At 71.3% G+C, this 18,450-nt stretch carries 17 protein-coding genes; 14 read left to right on the top strand and 3 right to left on the bottom strand.

What is annotated here, in order from left to right; translation table 11 throughout:
- Positions 1 to 67 precede the first annotated feature (67 nt).
- From ACIQU4_RS22775 to ACIQU4_RS22730, 10 genes are all read left to right on the top strand, one after another.
- On the top strand, positions 68 to 610 hold the full coding sequence (locus ACIQU4_RS22775) for a DUF2617 family protein (RefSeq protein WP_403733601.1): 543 nt from the start codon (positions 68 to 70) through the stop codon (positions 608 to 610).
- 139 nt (positions 611 to 749) lie between these two features.
- A complete protein-coding gene (locus ACIQU4_RS22770; RefSeq protein ID WP_403733598.1) occupies positions 750 to 2,390 on the top strand; it encodes a polyamine aminopropyltransferase in 1,641 nt (546 codons plus the stop codon).
- A 149-nt stretch (positions 2,391 to 2,539) separates the two neighbouring features.
- Positions 2,540 to 3,424, top strand: coding sequence for an SRPBCC domain-containing protein (locus ACIQU4_RS22765; protein ID WP_403733596.1), 885 nt, complete (start codon positions 2,540 to 2,542; stop codon positions 3,422 to 3,424).
- A gap of 29 nt (positions 3,425 to 3,453) precedes the next feature.
- Complete coding sequence (locus tag ACIQU4_RS22760) at positions 3,454 to 4,239, top strand: aldose 1-epimerase (RefSeq protein WP_403733593.1); 786 nt, start codon at positions 3,454 to 3,456, stop codon at positions 4,237 to 4,239.
- A 29-nt stretch (positions 4,240 to 4,268) separates the two neighbouring features.
- Positions 4,269 to 4,808, top strand: a complete 540-nt coding sequence (gene pyrE, locus ACIQU4_RS22755; protein ID WP_030152877.1) for an orotate phosphoribosyltransferase — start codon at positions 4,269 to 4,271, stop codon at positions 4,806 to 4,808.
- Between the two features lie 271 nt (positions 4,809 to 5,079).
- The gene (fbaA, locus tag ACIQU4_RS22750) at positions 5,080 to 6,102 is read left to right on the top strand and encodes a class II fructose-bisphosphate aldolase (RefSeq protein ID WP_351775021.1); all 1,023 of its coding nucleotides are present in this window, start codon (positions 5,080 to 5,082) and stop codon (positions 6,100 to 6,102) included.
- 113 nt (positions 6,103 to 6,215) lie between these two features.
- The gene (locus ACIQU4_RS22745; protein ID WP_403733589.1) at positions 6,216 to 6,629 is read left to right on the top strand and encodes a DUF3151 domain-containing protein; all 414 of its coding nucleotides are present in this window, start codon (positions 6,216 to 6,218) and stop codon (positions 6,627 to 6,629) included.
- Between the two features lie 195 nt (positions 6,630 to 6,824).
- Positions 6,825 to 7,670 carry a tryptophan 2,3-dioxygenase family protein gene (locus ACIQU4_RS22740; RefSeq protein WP_053692731.1) on the top strand — a complete coding sequence of 282 codons (846 nt, stop codon included), beginning with the start codon at positions 6,825 to 6,827 and terminating at the stop codon, positions 7,668 to 7,670.
- On the top strand, positions 7,663 to 8,874 hold the full coding sequence (kynU, locus tag ACIQU4_RS22735; protein ID WP_403733586.1) for a kynureninase: 1,212 nt from the start codon (positions 7,663 to 7,665) through the stop codon (positions 8,872 to 8,874). The genes ACIQU4_RS22740 and kynU overlap by 8 nt, the downstream gene beginning before the upstream one ends.
- 165 nt (positions 8,875 to 9,039) lie before the next feature.
- The gene (locus ACIQU4_RS22730; RefSeq protein ID WP_403733583.1) at positions 9,040 to 9,924 is read left to right on the top strand and encodes an alpha/beta hydrolase family protein; all 885 of its coding nucleotides are present in this window, start codon (positions 9,040 to 9,042) and stop codon (positions 9,922 to 9,924) included.
- On the opposite strand, the gene ACIQU4_RS22725 is transcribed toward ACIQU4_RS22730, so the two are convergent.
- A complete protein-coding gene (locus tag ACIQU4_RS22725; protein ID WP_385573844.1) occupies positions 9,849 to 10,325 on the bottom strand; it encodes a hypothetical protein in 477 nt (158 codons plus the stop codon). The genes ACIQU4_RS22730 and ACIQU4_RS22725 overlap by 76 nt on opposite strands.
- A 125-nt stretch (positions 10,326 to 10,450) precedes the next feature.
- Here ACIQU4_RS22725 and ACIQU4_RS22720 point away from each other — a divergent pair, with 125 nt between their 5' ends.
- From ACIQU4_RS22720 to ACIQU4_RS22705, 4 genes are all read left to right on the top strand, one after another.
- Entirely contained in the window at positions 10,451 to 11,302 is an 852-nt protein-coding gene (locus tag ACIQU4_RS22720; protein ID WP_403733579.1) for a Scr1 family TA system antitoxin-like transcriptional regulator, read from the top strand.
- Complete coding sequence (locus ACIQU4_RS22715; RefSeq protein WP_403733577.1) at positions 11,299 to 11,544, top strand: DUF397 domain-containing protein; 246 nt, start codon at positions 11,299 to 11,301, stop codon at positions 11,542 to 11,544. The genes ACIQU4_RS22720 and ACIQU4_RS22715 overlap by 4 nt, the downstream gene beginning before the upstream one ends.
- A gap of 80 nt (positions 11,545 to 11,624) precedes the next feature.
- Positions 11,625 to 14,396, top strand: a complete 2,772-nt coding sequence (locus ACIQU4_RS22710; RefSeq protein ID WP_403733571.1) for a PKD domain-containing protein — start codon at positions 11,625 to 11,627, stop codon at positions 14,394 to 14,396.
- Between the two features lie 244 nt (positions 14,397 to 14,640).
- Positions 14,641 to 16,335, top strand: a complete 1,695-nt coding sequence (locus tag ACIQU4_RS22705; protein WP_403733568.1) for a hypothetical protein — start codon at positions 14,641 to 14,643, stop codon at positions 16,333 to 16,335.
- Positions 16,336 to 16,354: 19 nt separating this feature from the next.
- Here the strand turns inward: ACIQU4_RS22705 and ACIQU4_RS22700 are convergent, their stop codons facing one another.
- Both ACIQU4_RS22700 and ACIQU4_RS22695 read right to left on the bottom strand, forming a co-directional pair.
- A complete protein-coding gene (locus tag ACIQU4_RS22700) occupies positions 16,355 to 16,852 on the bottom strand; it encodes a DUF4232 domain-containing protein (RefSeq protein ID WP_403733566.1) in 498 nt (165 codons plus the stop codon).
- A gap of 303 nt (positions 16,853 to 17,155) precedes the next feature.
- Entirely contained in the window at positions 17,156 to 18,439 is a 1,284-nt protein-coding gene (locus ACIQU4_RS22695) for an adenylosuccinate synthase (RefSeq protein ID WP_403733564.1), read from the bottom strand.
- Between the last annotated feature and the right edge of the window lie 11 nt (positions 18,440 to 18,450).

Raw genomic sequence — 18,450 nt, 5'->3', positions numbered from 1 at the left:
CCCCCACCCGTTGACTACCGCTGGCGGGCCCCGGCCCATCTCCCTCGCGCGTTTGCGGAGCCGACTCATGCTCACGACCCTCCAGACCACCTACACCGACACGCGTGCCGCCGATCTCGCCTGGGCCCTGGGTCGGGACCGGCTGCCCGCCCTGGCCGTACTTAACCTCGAACTGGCGGGTGCGAAGCTGGAGTTGCGCCTCCTCGGCGCCTCGCACCAGGTGCTCCTGGAGGAGGGTGGGGTGCTCTGTTCGGAGACGGTCGCCTGTATGCCCGGCAGTCGTACGCCGCTGCCGCTCGGCGTGGCCAAGCGGATGGGCGACTGGGACTACGAGTTCGCCGCGCGGGTCGAGACCCTGTCGCAGGGCTCGTTCGCGGGGCGGGCGCAGGAGCTGCTCGCTCTGGTCGCGGATCACCCGAACGGATTGGCCGGAACCTTTCCCGGCAGTCCTTACGCCTTCACCGCCATGCTCGCGCAGCGCCACGACGGCCAGGTGCGCTGGCGGACCTGGCACGCGTACCCGCAGGAAGGCCAGTTGGTGGCCACTCGTACGAGGGTCGGCGAGCGCACGGGCGCACCGACCGAAGACCTGGAGTCCGCCGCACGGTAGTGCGGGACTGGGCTGGGCCTTCCGGGGCGCGGGCGCCGCGAGCGTCCCCACACGGTTACGCCAACCGGCTGGAACGGTACGCCACTTGCACCCATGTGGGTGACGGGATGCGAGTGGGCGGTGACGTACCGTTCGCTTCATGATCGACCGTTCCGTCCCGCGCCGGGTGCTCCCGGCTCCGGAGCCGCGGGGCGTGGCGACCCTCCCGGCCGCCCTGCCCGTACGGCCCCGGACCGGCCGACTCCTCGTCCTGGCCACCGTGTTCGTCTGCGCCGCCTGCGGCCTCGTGTACGAGCTGGAGCTGCTCGCCCTCGGCTCCTACCTCATCGGCGACTCCGTCACCCAGGCGTCCGTCGTGCTGTCCGTCATGGTCTTCGCGATGGGCGTCGGCTCCCTGCTGGCCAAACGGCTGCGCAGACGGCCCGCATTCGGATTCGCCGCCATCGAGGCGGGCCTCGCGCTGCTCGGCGGGCTCTCCGCGATGTCGCTGTACGCGAGCTTCGCCTGGCTCGGCGAATCGCGGCCCGCGCTCGTGGCCTTCTCCTTCGCGATCGGCGTGCTCATCGGCGCCGAGATCCCGCTGCTGATGGTCCTCATCCAACGCATCCGCAGACAGGACGCGGGCGGCGCCGTCGCCGACCTGTTCGCCGCCGACTACGTGGGCGCCCTCGTCGGCGGGCTGGCCTTTCCCTTCCTGCTGCTGCCGCTGCTCGGTCAGCTGACCGGCGCCATGCTGACCGGCACCGTCAACGCGGTCGTCGGCGCGGGCCTCGTCCTGTGGCTGTTCCGCCGCGACCTGAGCCGCCGCTCCCGCTGGCTGCTGATCGCGGCACACCTCACCGTGCTCGCCGTCCTCGCCTGCGCGACCGTCCTCGCCGACGACTTCGAGCGGGTCGCCCGCCGCGCCGTCTACGGCGCCGAGGTCCGGGTCGCGCGGCAGACCGGCGTCCAGGAGCTCGTCCTGACCGGCCCCGCCACCGGCTCCCCGCGCTCCCTCGACCTGTTCCTCGACGGCCGGCTGCGGGTCAGCGGCTACGACGAGTACCGCTACCACGAGGCCCTCGTGCACCCCGCGATGACCGGCACGCACACCCGGGTCCTGGTGCTCGGCGGCGGCGACGGGCTCGCCGCCCGCGAGGTGCTGCGCTACCGGGACGTCGCCTCCGTCACCGTCGTCGAGCTCGACCCCGGCGTGGTCCGCCTCGCCCGCACCGACCCGATGCTGTCCGCGCTCAACGGGCGGGCGTACGAGGACCCGCGCCTCGGGGTCGTCACGCAGGACGCGTTCCGCTGGCTGCGCGGGCCCGCCGCCCGGGACCGGTTCGACGTCATCGTCTCCGACCTCCCCGACCCGGGCATCACCCCGAGCACCAAGCTGTACTCGCAGGAGTTCTACGGGCTCGCCGCGCGGGCCCTGCGCCCCGGCGGGCGGCTCGCCGTGCACGCGGGACCGCTGGCCACCCGCCCGCGTACGTACTGGACGGTCGAGGCCACCCTGCGCGCGGCCGGCCTGCGCACCGCGCCCTACAGCGCCGGCGGCCGGCTCTCCGGCTTCGCGGCCGGCCCCGACCGCAGCCCCGGCACGTCGGATGCGCCGCCGCAGGACTGGGGCTTCGTACTGGCGGGCCGGGAGCGGGTCCCCGAGCTGCGGGTGGACCGGCACACGCCGTGGCCGCGCTCGCTGTCCACGCAGTCCCTGCGGGACGCCGCGCGCGACGCCGAGAGGACGCGGGTGGCGGGCCTGCCGCCGTCGACGCTGCCGCACCCGAGGTATTCGTGAGCACCGGCCCTTCGTGAGCACCGGCCCTTCGTGAGCACCGGCCCTTCGTGAGCACGGGCCCTTCGTGAGCACCGGCCATTCGGAAGTACCGGCCATTCGTGAGTGCCGGACCGGGTACGGGAGGGTCTCGCCTCGGTAGGCTCGACCACATGGAGCATCAGGTGTTCGTTCCGGTACCGGCAGACGACCTCCGCGCCGTGCTGCGCGACCCCGCCCGGGTGGCCCGCTGCGTTCCCGGGCTCCAGCAGGACGCCGACGCGGCGTCCGGGCCCGTGTCGGGCCGCCTCAAGCTGCGGGTCGGCGGGAACACCGTCACCTACCGCGGCGCCCTGACCGTCACCGAACGGGATCCGGACCGCTTCACCGTGGCCGGCGAGGGCACCGAGATCCGCGGCAGCGGCACCGTCAAGCTGGCGCTCGCGCTGCTGCTGACCCCGTCCGACGACGGGACCCGGCTGGAGTTCACCGCCGAGGGCACCGCCGACGGGCGGGCCGCCGCCTTCCCGCCGGAGGCCACCGCCACCGCCGTACGCCGGCTCCTGGACCGGGCCGCCGAGCAGCTCGCGGCGCTGACGGCCGGAGCGGGGGAGCCGGTGACCGACGTCATCGCCGAGGCGGAGGAGGCCGAGGCCGGCACGGACGGTGCGGACAGCGAAGACGGCGGTGTCACCGACGAGGTCACGGCGTCCGTCTTCGACACCGAGGTGCCGCCCCCGTCCCTGGACCCCTTCATGGACGGCGACTTCGAGGGCCTCCCGGAGCTCGACCGGATCGGGGAGATCGGCGACATCGGAGACGTCGACGAGTTCGCCGCCGCCGCGCAGCCCCCCGCCGAGGCCGCCCACGCCCGCCGCACCATGATCGGCCGCAGCGCCGAGGAAGTGGACCACGCGCCGCCGCGCGGCCGCTACGCCCCGGTCCCGGCCCCCGCGGCCTCGGGAGCCGGCGCCAGCCTGCGCTGGATCGCCCCGGCCGCCGCCCTGGCGCTGGCCTCGGCGGTCGTCGTCGGCCGAGCCCTGCGCCGCCGCCGCTGACCCGTCGGACACCCCCTAGAGTCGGCCGCATGAGTACGCAACTGAGCGCGGGCGGCGCCGAGGTGACCGTCGACCAGGAGAACGGCTGCCGGATCAGCAGCCTGCGCATCGACGGCACGGAGCTGCTGCGCCAGGGGGCGCACTTCGGCGCGTTCCCCATGGTGCCGTGGTGCGGGCGGACCGCGAACGGGCGGTTCCGGGACGGCGGAGTCCTCCACGAGCTGCCGCTCAACCACCCCCCGCACGCCATCCACGGCTTCGGCCGGGAGCACCCCTGGCGCAAGGTCCTCCACAGCGACAGCGGGGCCGCCTTCGTCTACGACCTCGCCGACCCGTGGCCCTGGCCCGGCCGCGTCACCCAGACCGTCGAGCTGACCGCCGAGGCCCTGACGCTCTCCATGGGCGTCGAGACGTACGGAGACTCCTTCCCGGCCCAGGCCGGCTGGCACCCCTGGTTCCGCCGCAACCTCGGCACCGGCGAGGACGCGCGGCTCGACTTCGAGCCCGAGTGGCAGGAGGAGCGGGACGCCGACCACATCCCCACCGGGCACCGTGTCGCCCCCAAGCCCGGCCCCTGGGACGACTGTTTCGGCATGCCGAACGGCGTGGACGTCACCCTCACCTGGCCGGGCGTGCTGGAGCTCAGGGTCCGCAGCCGCGAGGAGTGGGTGGTCATCTACGACGAGGAGCCCGAGGCCGTCTGCGTGGAGCCCCAGTCCGGTCCGCCGAACGGCCTGAACAGCCTCCCGCGCCTGGTCACGCCGGTCGACCCGCTGGAGATCTCCACGACGTGGACCTGGCGGCGGCTCGGTTAGCACCCCCGCACGCCTTTAAGCTCGGGGTCATGACTGACGTACGCGATGCGCTTCTGCAGCAGATCAAGGACAAGGCCGTCGTGCACGGCAAGGTGATCCTCTCCTCCGGCAAGGAGGCCGACTACTACATCGACCTCCGCCGGATCACCCTGGACGGCGAGGCCGCCCCGATGGTCGGACAGGTCATGCTCGACCTCACCGCCGACCTGGACTTCGACTGCGTCGGCGGTCTGACCCTGGGTGCCGACCCGGTCGCGACCTCGATGCTGCACGCCTCCGCCGCGCGCGGCGGACGCCTCGACGCGTTCGTCGTCCGCAAGGCGCAGAAGGCCCACGGCATGCAGCGCCGTATCGAGGGCACCGACGTGAAGGGCAAGCGCTGCCTGGTCGTCGAGGACACCTCCACCACCGGCGGTTCCCCGCTGACCGCCGTCGAGGCCGTCCGCGAGGCCGGCGGCGAGGTCGTCGCCGTCGCCACGATCGTGGACCGCGGTGCCGCGGACGCCATCGCCGAGGCGGGTCTGCCGTACCTCACCGGCTACCGGCTCGCCGATCTCGACCTGGGCTGACCCCACACCCGTGCTGATCCCGCCTGATCGCATTTGATCTTGTTCGATCTCGCATGCTGACCCCCGCAGAACTGGTGACTTAGGTCCCCGGGGCTCCGGGCACAGGTCCTGACCTGCTCTTTCCCGGCCGGGCGGAGTGTTTCACGTGAAACGGTCCACCCGGCACGGGTGGAGTGCTGCGCGGAGTCTGGAAAGATGAGCGCGACGGTTACGTCGCCCCCAGGTCAGGGCCAGCAATCGCACACTCCCCGCACATCCAAGGAGCGGACAGATGCCCATCGCAACCCCCGAGGTCTACAACGAGATGCTCGACCGGGCGAAGGCAGGCAAGTTTGCCTACCCGGCGATCAACGTGACCTCGACCCAGACCCTGCACGCTGCACTGCGCGGCTTCGCGGAGGCCGAGAGCGACGGCATCATCCAGATCTCCACCGGTGGTGCGGAGTTCCTGGGTGGCCAGTACAAGAAGGACATGGTCACGGGCGCGGTCGCCCTGGCCGAGTTCGCGCACATCGTTGCCGCGAAGTACGACGTCACCGTCGCGCTGCACACGGACCACTGCCCCAAGGACAAGCTGGACGGCTACGTCCGCCCGCTCCTTGAGGTCTCCGCCGAGCGCGTGGCCCGTGGTCTGAACCCGCTCTTCCAGTCGCACATGTGGGACGGCTCCGCCGAGACCCTGGCCGACAACCTGGCCATCGGCCAGGAGCTGCTCGCCAAGGCCGCCGCCGCGAAGATCATCCTTGAGGTCGAGATCACCCCGACCGGTGGCGAGGAGGACGGCGTCACCCACGAGATCAACGACGAGCTGTACACCACCGTCGACGACGCGATCCGCACCGCCGAGGCCCTGGGCCTGGGCGAGAAGGGCCGCTACCTGCTGGCCGCCTCCTTCGGCAACGTGCACGGCGTCTACAAGCCTGGCAACGTCGTCCTGCGTCCCGAGCTGCTCAAGGACCTCCAGCAGGGCGTCGGCGAGAAGTACGGCAAGACCAGCCCGTTCGACTTCGTCTTCCACGGCGGCTCCGGCTCCTCCGAGCAGGAGATCGCCACCGCGCTGGAGAACGGCGTCGTGAAGATGAACCTCGACACCGACACCCAGTACGCGTTCACCCGCCCGGTCGCGGACCACATGTTCCGCAACTACGACGGTGTCCTGAAGGTCGACGGCGAGGTCGGCAAGAAGTCCACCTACGACCCGCGCACCTGGGGCAAGCTCGCCGAGGCGGGCATGGCCAAGCGCGTCACCGAGGCGTGCGCGAACCTGCGCTCCACGGGCACGAAGCTGAAGTAGCACCCGCCGCATCCAGCGCCGAAGGGCCCGGTCCACCGTCTCACGACGGCGGACCGGGCCCTTCGCCGTGGGAGGAGCCCGATACCCCGGGCCCGATGCCCCAGACTTGGGGCATGTCCATTCACCAGAACCTGCTCGGGGGCCCCGCCCCCACCCACCTCCCCGACGAGCCGGGCCGCGAGGCCATCGCCGCGGGCACGCCCGCCGTCGAGGCGGCCGCCGCGCACCCCACCTCCTCCCTCGCCTGGGCGGTCCTCGCCGACGAGGCGTTCGCCGCCGGCCGCACCGTCGAGTCGTACGCGTACGCCCGTACGGGCTACCACCGCGGCCTCGACGCCCTGCGCCGCGCCGGCTGGAAGGGCCACGGCCCGGTGCCGTGGGAGCACGAGCCGAACCGCGGTTTCCTGCGCGCCCTGTACGCCCTGTCCCGCGCGGCCGGGGCGATCGGCGAGAAGGAGGAGTACGAGCGCTGCTCGACCTTCCTGCGCGACTCCTCCGAGACGGCCGCGGACGTCCTCGGCGCCTGACGCATCCGGACGGCCGGGGCCCCGCGCGCGGGGCCCCGGCATGCCGTAGTGTCCGAAAAACACCTGTGACCCCAGTCACACCCCAATAGAGGGAGTCCGGCAACCGGTCCTATGATGCGAGCAGGGGACCGGGGCTCCACTCACCCATCGGAAGGGGCGGACCGCTACCCGGAAGCACGTGTCGAGGAGACAGCGATGTCGAACACCCTTGATGCCTCCGGAGCCGGTTCGGACACCCCGAACCTCGACTTCGCCGGCACGACCCCGTACGAGGACTACGTCCAGGCGGACGTCCTCACCCACCTCCAGCACCTCCGCTCGGACGACCCGGGCGAGATGGTCTTCCTGGTGACGACCCAGGTCATGGAGCTGTGGTTCACGGTCATCGTCCACGAATGGGAGACGGCCGCGAAGGCCCTCCGCGAGGACAGCATCCCCGTCGCGATGGATGCGCTGAAACGATCCCTCCGCGAACTGGAGGCCCTCAACGCCTCCTGGCGCCCGCTCGCCCAGCTCACCCCGGGCCAGTTCAACGCCTACCGCGCCGCCCTCGGCGAGGGCTCCGGCTTCCAGTCGGCGATGTACCGCCGCATGGAGTTCCTGCTCGGCGAGAAGTCGGCCTCGATGCTCGTCCCGCACCGCGGCGCCCCGCGCGTCCACGCGGAGCTGGAGAAGGCGCTCCAGGAGCCCAGCCTGTACGACGAGGTCCTGCGCCTGCTGGCCCGCCGCGGCCTGCCCGTCCCGCAGGCGGTCCTGGAACGCGACCTCTCGCGCCGGTACGAGCCCTCGCCCGAGGTCGAGGCCGTCTGGACCTCCCTCTACGCGGACCCCGACGCGCAGCTCGACCTCCACCGCCTCGGCGAGGTCCTCACGGACGTCGCGGAGCTCGTCTGGCGCTGGCGCAACGACCACCTGGTCGCCACCCGCCGGGCCATGGGCGCCAAGACCGGCACGGGCGGCTCGGCCGGCGTGACCTGGCTCGAAAAGCGCGCCACGAAGAACGTGTTCCCGGAACTCTGGACGGCCCGCAGCCATGTCTGACGCGAACGCGAAATTCCCGGCGGACCTCGCGGCCCGCGCCGCCGCCCTCGACACCGCCGACGAGCTCAGCAAGCTCCGTGACCGCTTCACCCTCCCCGACGGCGTCGTCTACCTGGACGGCAACTCCCTGGGAGCGCTGACGACCGGGGTCGCGGCCCGCATCGCCCAGGTCATCACCCACGAGTGGGGCACGGAGCTCATCCAGTCCTGGAGCACCGGAACCTGGTGGACCGCCCCCGAGCGGATCGGCGACAAGATCTCCCCGCTCATCGGCGCGGCCCCCGGGCAGACGGTCGTCGGCGACTCCACCAGCGTCAACCTGTTCAAGGCCCTGGTCGGCGCCGCCCGCCTGGCCCGCCCCGGGCGCACGCAGATGCTGGTCGACGCCTCCACCTTCCCCACCGACGGCTACATCGCCGAGTCGGCCGCCCGGATGACCGGCCTCACGGTCATACCGGTCGACCCCTCGCACGCGGCCGAGGCGATGGGGGAGGACACCGCCGTCGTCCTCCTCAACCACGTCGACTACCGCACCGGCCGCCTCCACGACCTCCCGGTCCTCACCGCGGCGGCCCGCGCCGCCGGGGCCGTCACCGTCTGGGACCTCTGCCACTCGGCCGGCGCCCTCCCCGTCGGCCTCGACGAGCACGGCGTCGACCTCGCGGTCGGCTGTACGTACAAGTACCTGAACGGCGGCCCCGGTTCCCCGGCGTACCTCTACATCGCCGCACGCCACCAGGGAGCCTTCGACTCCCCGCTCCCCGGCTGGAACGGCCACGCGGACCCGTTCGCGATGACCCCGGACTACACCCCGGCGGCCGGCGCGGTGCGCGGCCGGGTCGGCACCCCGGACATCCTGTCCATGCTGGCCCTGGAAGCGGCGCTCGACGCCTGGGACGGGGTCTCGGTGGAAGCCGTACGGGCCAAGTCCCTCGCCCTGACCGACTTCTTCCTGGAGTGCGTGGCGGCGTACGTCCCGGCCGGGAAGGTCGAATCGGTCACCCCGGCCGAGCACGACCGGCGCGGCAGCCAGGTCTCGCTGCGCACCGAGAACGCCCGCGCGGTCATGGACGACCTGATCTCCCGCGGCGTGATCGGGGACTTCCGCGCCCCCGACGTCCTGCGCTTCGGCTTCACGCCGCTGTACGTCGGTTTCGCCGACGCGGAGCGTGCGGCCCGGACACTGGGTCACATTTTCGGGTGATGTAGGGGCGAAACGTCACGGCAACCGGGCGGGCGGGGCTTCGGCTCCGTCCGCCCCCGCACATCCCGGCCAAGGCCCCGCCCACCACCGACGCTCGCGTTCCGGCCTGATACGGTCCCGCTCTGCCGGAACACCAGTCCCACGCGTTACCGAGAGGTTGAGCCGATGACGGACCCCGCAGTCGAACGGGACGCCGCCGAGGCCGCCTCGGCCTTCTCCCACCCGCCGGTCGCCCCGGACGCGACCGGGGCGTACGGGCACCACCCCGACCAGGTGATCGACTTCTACGCCCCGCGCGGCGAGACCGCCACGGGCGCGTCCCCGCTGGTCGTGCTCCTCCACGGCGGCGCCTGGCGCGCCCCGTACGACCGGCACCACATCACCCCGCTCGCGGACTTCCTGGCCCGCCGGGGTTTCGCCGTCGCCAACGTCGAGTACCGGCGCGGAAGTTCCCTGCCGCGCCAGCACGCCGAGGGGCACGTGGCCGGCCGCTGGCCCGAGACGTTCGACGACGTCGCCGCCGCGATGGACGCCCTCCCGGAGCTCGCCCCGGCCCACCTCCCGCAGGCCGACCCGCGCCGCACCGTCATCACCGGCCATTCCGCGGGCGGCCACCTCGCGCTGTGGGCTTCGGCCCGGCACGTCCTGCCGCCCGAGTCCCCGGCCGCCTGGAGGCTGCCTTCCCCGCCGCTGCTGCGCGGCGTGGTGGCGCTGGCCCCCATCGCGGACTTCGTGGCCGCGGAGGAGTTGGGTGTGTGCGGTGGCGCGTCCGCGCAGCTGCTGGGCGGCGCCGACCAGTGGGCGGAGCGCCTGCCGTTCGCGGACCCGGCGGTCCTGCTGCCGACCGGGATCGCTACGGCCGTCGTGCACGGGCGGGAGGACATCGTGGTCCCGTCGTCGGTGGCCGAGTCGTACGTGGCCGCGGCGGCCAAGGCCGGGGAGACCGTGGGCCTGACCCTGCTGGACGGGGTCGGTCACTTCCCGCTCATCGACCCCGCGGCCGACGCCTGCGCGGTGGTGGCGGAGGAGATCTCGCAGCTCGCCTGGTAGAGGCCGGCGGCGCGGTACAGCAGCAGCGCGTGCACGAACCGGTCCTCGCGCGTCGGCGGACACCGCCAGGCCAGCGGCCAGGCGCCTTCGAGGGCGGGGACGGGGACGTACGTGGTCCTGCGCGGCCCCGACGCGAGCCGCGTGAATCCGGGCGGCCAGACCCGGTACGCGGCGCTCCCGACCGGGATCAGGAAGTACACGGGCCGCCGCCCGTTGGCCTGCGCGACGATGGGCCCGGGATCACCGCCGGTGAGCGTGACGAGGAGATCGGCGAGATCCCGTCCCATGTCACCGTCCACACGTACGGCGTCAAACAGCACTCCTGCCTTGCGAATTCCGATACCGGTGGCCGGAATCCAACTGGGCATGGGGGAGTTGGGCGAGTGACTTCCAGTGTTCATGGAACAAGCGTGACGGCTCAGGTCTACGGTTTTCTAGGTCTCGGACTTGATTGGTGAGAAGTCTGGGATATGGCGCCCATGCGCTGGAGACCATTTGAGTTCGTTTCAGCTCGGGGGTGTTCGCTATGCCCAAGGAAAACGGCAAGAAGAGCAAGGAAAAGTACGAGGGTCGGCCGATGACGCAGTTCATCGCCGAGATCGCCCGCCTCCTGCGGGTGCGGGAGAACCTGACCCAAGAGGCCTTGGGTGATCAGATCGGCTACACGGGCTCGGCGATCAGCGCCATGGAGACCTGTGCGCAACCGGTGAGCGACCGGATGCTGGAAGGCTTGGAACAGGTCATCGGCAAGGGGCTCGGCATCTTCGCGGCGAGCCGGAAATACGTTCTGATGGAGAAGTACCCGGTTCGTTTCAGGGAGTTCTCCCGGATGGAGGCAACGGCGTACACGATCTCGTCCTACGAGACCCTGGTGGTGGACGGCCTCTTCCAGACGGAGGCGTATGCCCGCGCGCTCATGAGCGCGGGATATCCGCCGGAGCCGAAGGCCAAGCTGGAGGAACTGGTCGAGGCGCGACTGGCGCGCCGGGCCCTGTTCGATCGCGACCCGACGGCGATGATCGAGCTGATCCTGGAGGAGTCCGTACTGAGGCGCCCCTTCGGCAGCCGGGAGATCATGCGCGGCCAGCTGAACTCGCTCGTGGAGGACGCCGAACGCATCAACGTCACCGTCCAGATTCTGCCCCTGGACAGAGGGCTGACCGGAGCCTATGCGGGAGCTTGCGGCCCGATGAAACTGGTGGAGACCGAGGACCACGACCACGTGGTCTACCTGGAGGTGGAGGACGAGGGCATGCTGGTCAGCGACCGGGTCAAGGTCTCCCGACTTGCTCAGCGGTATGCGAAGATCCGCGCGCAGGCCCTGAGTCCCGATGAATCCCTGGGGCTCATCAAGCAGTTGGCGGGAGAGTGGGAATGAGAACCGACGCTCTGCGGTGGCGCAAGTCGAGCTATAGCGACAGCAGCGGCGGCAACTGCGTCGAGGTCGCCTACGAGTGGCGCAAGTCGAGCTACAGCGACGGCGGTGGCGGGGACTGTGTCGAGGTGGCGACCTGCCCGCACGCCGTGCACGTGCGGGACTCCAAGGTCCTTGACGGCCCGTCGCTGGCCGTGGCCCCTGCGGCCTGGGTCGACTTCGCCGGTTGGGCTGCGGGGGTGTAGCGCCGAACCGAGGTGACATCGGCTTTCGGACAGCGGAGGATGGCCTCCTTGGTCATCTTTCCGCAAAGGAACCCCTGCTGGTGCGCCCCACTCGTACGGCCGTCCTGCTGACCGCAGGTCTGGTCACACTCCTCGGCATACCGGCGGCCACGGCCGCCGACGCCCCCGACTCCCTCTACGTGAACAATCACTTCGATTCCCACTGCACCGACAGCGGATCCGGCTCACAGGCCGTGCCGTTCTGCACGATCTCGGCGGCCGCCAAGGTCGTGGCGCCGGGCCAGACCGTGCGGATCAAGCCGGGCAATGCGTACGACGAAGCCGTCACGATCGACCGCTCCGGCGAGCCCGGCAAGCCCATCGGTTTCGTGGTCGACGCAGAGGGTCTCCCGCTCCGTGTGAGCCTCCGCTCCGGCAGGGGGATGACCATCAGCGGTGCGTCCCACGTGGTGGTCCGCGGCATCACGGTCGCCGCGCCCCTCCAGGTCGGCCGGTCCAGCGATGTCGAGCTGGACCGGATCATTGCCGGCGCGGGCCGGGACGCCGCCGGGGGTAACGGGGTCGTGGTCGGCGAGGGGAGTGCCGACGTACGCATCACCCGGAGCGCACTGCAAGGCGTCCGGATCGACGGCGGCGCGCGCAACACCGTGCTCGCCCGCAACCTGATCTCGGGCATCTCCGCGTCGGCGCTCAGCATCACGGACGCGCCCGGCAGCGTCGTCACCAACAACACGCTCCGGGGTCTCTGCTCGGCCACCCTGGCGCTCGGTGGGAACTCGACCGGCTCGGCCGCGTTCAACAACGTGCTCGTCACCTCCGCCCGCAGCAGTTACTGCACGTCGGACGGTGCGCGCAACCCGTTCCTGGTCGCGCAGAGCGCGACGGCGGGGACCCGCGCCGACTACAACCTGGTCGCCGGCAACGCCGGCCCCGAGCCGGTGTACAGCTGGTCCGGTACCCCGTACAAGGACCCGGCCGCCCTCCAGGCCGGCACCGGGCAGGGCGCGCACGACATCCTGACCCCGTCGTCCGAGGGCGGCGGCACGATGGACGGCTCTCCGACCATCGACTCCGCCGACCCGACGGCGCCGGGCGTACTGCCCACCGATTTCAGCGGCTACCCGGCCGCGGACGACCCGCGGGTCCCCAACACCGGGCGCAACGGCGGGTACCTCGACCGCGGCGCTTACGAGACCCAGGACGGCCTCAGCAGCGCCACGATGTCGATCGACCAGAGCTGGGCGCCGGTCGGGACCAAGGTGGAGGTGAAGGCCTCGTCGGACAGCAAGTGGCCCTCCACGATGAGCTACCGCGTCGACTTCGGCGACGGGACGCAGCCGGTCGTCACCCAGCAGGGCAACGAGCCCCAGGCCCTCGCCTCCCACGTCTACGGCAAGCCGGGCGACTACGTGGTCAAGGTGACGGCGGTGAGCGGCGTGGGCCGGACGGCCACCACGGAGAAGCCGACCAAGGCCGCGGCCGACAAGCCGCTGGCCGCCGACTTCACCGCCCCGCCGGTCCTGCCGACCTCGGACAGTCCGGACGAGCACGTCCCCCCGCTGACCATGGGGCTCGACCTGAAGTCCACGGTGGCGCCGTGGCCGGTGCAGAGCATGCTGGTCGACTTCGGCGACGGCGAGGGCAGCGGCTTCGAGTCGCGTGACTACAACTCCCCCGGGCAGCACACGTACAGCACGCCGGGCGAGTACAAGGTGACGGTCAAGCTCCAGGACATCAAGGGCGCCACGTCCACGGTGAGCAAGACGGTGCGCGTGGAGTACCCGGCGTCCGGGTACGTGGCCACCGAGCCCTTCCGCATCGTCGACACCCGGACCGACCTCTGGTCGCTGCGCGGCGGAGAGCCCTGGTCCACGCGCCTGCCGGCCGGCGGATCGCTCTCGGGCGGAATGACGGCCGCGGTCCTCAACGTGACCGTCACCGGCGCCAGCGAGGACACCCACCTCAGCGTGTCCCCGAACCGCCAGGACCGTCCGGCGACCTCGAACGTCAACGTCCGCGCGGGCGGTACGTCGTCCAACACGGTGACCGTCCCCGTCGGTTCCGACGGTTCCGTGTGGTTCCGGCTCAACTCCGGCGAGGCGAAGCTGATCGTCGACTTCGTCGGCTACTACCAGCCGAACATCGGGCAGCGCTTCAGCCCGGTCACCCCGACCCGTCTCGCCGACACCCGTACGGGGACGGCCGGCGCGCTGGCCGGCGGCCAGACGCGCACCGTCAAGGTCGCCGGTGTGGGCGGGATCCCCGCCGACGCCACGGCGGTCGCGCTGAACCTGACCGGCACCGGGGCGACGTCGGACACGCACGTGATCGCCTACCCGGACCCGGCGAAGCGGCCCGTGACGTCGAACCTCAACCCGGAGCCGGGCAAGGACAAGTCCAACCAGGCCATCGTGCCGGTGGGCCCGAACGGGACGATCACGCTCTACAACAACGCCGGTTCCACGCACCTGGTCGTGGACGCGGTGGGCTACTACGGCAAGGACGGCAAGGCCCTCTTCACGCCGGTCGTGCCCAAGCGCCTCGGCGACACCCGGACCACCGGCAAGCTGGCCCCGGGTGCGACCACGACCGTGGCCGGGCTGCCGGCCGGTGCGGTGGGCGCGGTGCTGAACGTGACCGCGACCGAGACCTCCGCCGCCGGCTTCCTGACCGTCCACGGGTACGGGAGCGCACGTACGGACGCCAGCAGCCTGAACACGCTGCCCGGCCTCACCGTCCCGAACCACGTCACGACTCCGGTCGGGGACGGCAAGGTGAGCGTCTTCAACAGCTGGGGCGGCAGCAACCACGTGATCACGGACCTGCTCGGCTACTTCACCGAGAGCCGCTGACCTGTCCTGACCTGACCTTCTCGCGCAGCCGGAGCCGGCCATTCCTGGAATGGCCGGCTCCGGCTTAGTTGGCGGTGGCGGCCCAGCGGCCATCGACGCCCTGCTCGGCTCCGGACGAGAACCCTGTGGATCAAGCCACTGACCGGTCTGTACGCTGAACTGGATTTCGAACCCGTTCAGGGTTCTGCACCAGACCAAGGGGGGTACGGTGCTCCGTCGCCGTCTCATGTTTTCCGCCGCCCTCGTGGCAGCGAGCGTAGGCCTCGTCTCCGGTCCGGCCGTGGCAGCCGGTCCCGTCGCTCCGGCCGGCCACGGTGTGGCCGCGACGACCGGGGGGAACCCGGGCAAGGGCGGGTCGCTGCCGGGGGGCAAGACCTTCTCCAGCCCGGCAGACCGTACGGTCCGCACACCGCTGGCCGGATCCGCGTCCGGGGCGGGATCCGGGGCGGGATCCGCCGCCCGGACCGGGGCGGCCGCGCAGGCGCAGGGCGCGGTGGGGGACGCGTACCTCGCGATCGATCTGGAGGGCCGCGGCGCCACCGCGCACTCGATCGAACTGCGGACCATCGTCACCGGCGAGGCCGCCGCGCTCGACATCAGCATCGACTGGGGTGACGGCGCCACGGACCAGGTCGCCGTCTCCAGTTCCGGCTCCGACCTCCGGTACACCAAGCACCAGTACGCCAAGGTCGGCAAGTACGCCGTCACGGTCACGGTGAAGGACACCACGAACGGCGTCCAGGCCGTGAACCGGCTCGACTTCGTCACCACGGGCAGCGAGTACACGGCGCACGCGCCGACCCGGCTGCTGGACACCCGCTCCGGCCTCGGCGCCGCGCAGGCCAAGGTCGCGGGGCGGAGCTCGGTGGCCCTGAAGGTCGGCGGCGCCGCCCAGGTCCCCGCCGGGGCCAGCGCGGTGGTCCTCAACGTCACCGCCACGAACGCGGCGGGAGCGGGCCACGTCGTGGTCCAGCCCCACTCGTACGGCTTCGACGAGGGGTCGAACCTGAACTACACCGCGGGGCAGACCGTGGCGAACCAGGTCATCGTGCCGGTCGGCGAGGACGGCTTCGTGCACCTGGTCAACGGCGGCTGGGATTCGGTCGACCTGATCGCGGACGTCACCGGCTACTTCACGGCGTCGGTCGCCAGCGGCTACACCACGCTGAGCCCGGTCCGCGCCGCCGACACCCGCGAGGGGATCGGTACGGCGAAGGGTCAGGTCCCCGGCTACGGCAGCTTCGGGATCGACGTCGCCGGGCGCGGGGGCGTCCCGCAGGGCGCCACCGCCGTGGCGCTCAACCTGACGGTCACCAACCCGCGGGCGGCCGGCCACCTCACCGCGTACCCGGGCGGGCAGGCCGCTCCGACCACGTCGAGCCTGAACTTCTCCGCCGGTCAGACGGTCGCCAACTCGGTGATCGTGCCGGTCGGCCCGGACGGGAAGATCACCGTCCGCAACGGCAGCTGGGACCGGGCCGACGTGGTGGTCGACGTCGTCGGGTACTACAGCACCGACAGCAGGTCCGCCCTCGTCGCCATCGCGGGGCCGTACCGGATCCTGGACAGCCGCAAGGACAGCTGGGGCCGCAAGGCCGGCCCGGTGCCCGCCCGTACGTACCTCCCCGTGCGGTTCGACAGCGATACGACGAACTCCGACAAAGACGGCTGGGTGTTGAACACCACGGTCACCAACACCACCGGGGCGGGCTTCCTCTCGGTCACCGCCGACCCGAACACGTGGCCCGACTACCTGAAGGGCACCGCGGTCACGCCGCAGCGGCCCGTCTCCTCGTCCGTGAACTGGACGGCGGGTGCGACCGTGCCGAACCTCGTCCAGACCTCCGGCGGCAAGGGCGGCATCATCGACTTCTGGAACCAGGGCTGGCAGGACATCGACCTGATCGTCGACCTGATCGCCTGGTACCAAACCGTCTAGCTCCGTCGTCGGTCGGGGTTCATTCCCCGGCTTGCACCGGGCTGATCTCGAACTGTCCGCACACCCGCAAGTGGTACGGGATCTGCTCGGCCACACCGCTGTTCGGCGGGTAGACCTTGACGTAGGTCGACGTCGGCCGACAGCTCGGCGCGACGCCCCGGCTGTTGGTGCGCAGGACGGCGCTCACGGTCTCGCTGGGGACGACGGACACGGTCCCGTACGACTCGCCGGTGCGAATCGCGGAGGTACCGATCTGGCGATGCCGGGCATCCACGACACTGACGCCCGGGTATCCGCGCAACGCGCAGGTATGGGTTGTGGTGTTGGTGAACAGGATGGGGTAGTAGAGCGACCCCGCTGCGCCGTCCGGCTCGCCGACAGCCAGATCCAGGTCGGCCACACGGCAGGTCGGGGTCTTCGGCACGGCGGATGCCTGGGTGGCGCCGACCGAGGCGCCGGTGGTTGCGAGGAGGGCTGCGCACGCGATGGTCGCCGCCCGGGTCAGGACGTTGCTCATGGGCCAACTCCTGTGCCAGTGAAGGAATCAATCTGTCCGCATCCGGGCACGACGGAATCCACACGACGAGATCCAGGGGCGTCGGTGTCCGGAGTCGAAGTCGGTGTCCGGTCTTTCGACGTGCCGTCCACGGGAGAAGTGCTCGCACCCTCGCGGAAACCTGACCGAGTGGTGCGCTCCCGCGGCTGAACGGCGCGGGCTTGATGGCACCAGTTTACCGGCCGGGGGCTCCCGCGGCCTTTCGGCGGCGGACACGCCGGAGGGGCGGTGCGCCACACGGCCCACCGCCCCTCCGCGGTCCTGCTACAGGAACGAGTTGATCTCGATCGTCTCGGTGCGGCCGGGGCCGACGCCGATCGCGGAGATCGGGGCGCCCGACATCTCCTCAAGGGCCTTCACGTACGCCTGGGCGTTCTTCGGGAGGTCCGAGAACGTCTTGGCCTTGGTGATGTCCTCGGACCAGCCGGGGAGGTTTTCGTAGATCGGCTTCGCGTGGTGGAAGTCCGTCTGCGAGTACGGGAGCTCCTCGACGCGCTTGCCGTCGATCTCGTACGCGACGCAGACCGGGATCTGCTCCCAGCCGGTCAGCACGTCCAGCTTGGTGAGGAAGAAGTCCGTCAGACCGTTCACGCGGGTGGCGTAACGGGCGATCGGCGCGTCGAACCAGCCGCAGCGGCGGTCGCGGCCGGTGGTCACGCCGCGCTCACCGCCGATGCGGCGCAGGTCCTCGCCGTCCTGGTCGAACAGCTCGGTCGGGAACGGGCCGGCGCCGACGCGGGTCGTGTACGCCTTCAGGATGCCGATGACGCGGCTGATCTTCGTCGGGCCCACGCCGGTGCCGGTGCAGGCGCCGCCGGCGGTCGGGTTCGAGGAGGTGACGAAGGGGTACGTGCCGTGGTCGACGTCGAGCAGGGTGCCCTGGCCGCCCTCGAACAGCACGACCTTGTCCTCGTCGAGCGCGTTGTTGAGGATCAGGGTGGTGTCGGCGACGTACGACTTGATCTGCTCCGCGTACTGGAGCATCTCCTCCACGATCGCGGCGGCCTCGATGGCGCGGCGGTTGTAGAGCTTGGCGAGAAGCTGGTTCTTGCCCTCCAGCGCCGCTTCGACCTTCTGGGTGAGGATCGACTCGTCGTACAGGTCCTGGACGCGGATGCCGACGCGGTTGATCTTGTCCGCGTACGTCGGACCGATGCCGCGGCCGGTCGTACCGATCTTGCGCTTGCCGAGGAAGCGCTCGCCGACCTTGTCGAGGGTGACGTTGTACGGCGTGATCAGGTGCGCGTTGCCGCTGACGAGCAGCTTGGAGGTGTCGATGCCGCGCTCGTTCAGGCCGCGCAGCTCGGAGAGCAGGACGGCCGGGTCGACGACGACGCCGTTGCCGATGACCGGGGTGCATCCGGGGGAGAGGATGCCGGAAGGGAGAAGGTGCAGTGCGTACTTCTGGTCGCCTACGACGACCGTGTGGCCGGCGTTGTTGCCGCCCTGGTAGCGCACCACATAGTCAACGGATCCACCGAGCAGGTCGGTGGCCTTTCCCTTGCCCTCGTCACCCCACTGAGCTCCGAGCAGCACAAGAGCGGGCACAGGCGTACACC

Source organism: Streptomyces sp. NPDC090741, assembly GCF_044769045.1.
In the GTDB taxonomy this organism is placed as follows: domain Bacteria; phylum Actinomycetota; class Actinomycetes; order Streptomycetales; family Streptomycetaceae; genus Streptomyces.
This window is presented reverse-complemented; position numbering and strand designations above follow the sequence as displayed.